Origin of the sequence: Candidatus Frankia alpina (assembly GCF_902806485.1) — a bacterium.
Lineage (GTDB): Bacteria > Actinomycetota > Actinomycetes > Frankiales > Frankiaceae > Frankia > Frankia alpina.
Window position 1 is genome coordinate 1 of the sequence record NZ_CADCWT010000574.1, and the last position, 505, is coordinate 505.

Annotated in this window: 1 pseudogene; it reads right to left on the reverse strand. The window is 76.2% G+C overall.

The features are described from left to right. A pseudogene (locus G6R25_RS24560) lies at nucleotides 1-505 on the reverse strand (serine/threonine protein kinase); the annotation flags it as partial.

The following is a 505-nucleotide window of genomic DNA, read 5'->3' on the forward strand; positions in this document are numbered from 1 at the left end:
GGATCGTCGGAGGCGGCGACACGGCCGGCCGGAACGCGGACGCAGGCGGCGGCGGACCCACCGGCCAGGGACCCGAGCCGGGTGGCGGCCCCTGGACGGCCGGCGACCAGCCGCCCTCGAAGCCGTCGGAGGCACGCTCGGTGCCCTCGCCGGCCCACTCGCCGACGGGCAGGACGGTGAGGCCGTCAGTCGCCGCCCGGGCGGTGCCGGTCCAGGTGCGTTCGAGGAAGTCACCGGCGACGGCGTCGGCCTCGGTCACCCCCTGGAACTCCCGGCCGACCAGCGAGGCGAGCAGGGCGGAGGCGGTCGGCCGCTGTCGGGGGATCTTGGACAGGGCCCCGGCGACCGACGTGAGCAGGTAGGCGGGCAGCGCGTCGAGGTCCGGGGTGTCCCGTTGCACGCGAAGGGCGAGCTTGTCCGGCGTCTCCGCGTGGAAGGGATGACGGCCGGTCGCCGCGTACGTCACGCAGGCGGCCCAGGCGAAGATGTCCGCCGAGGAGTCCGA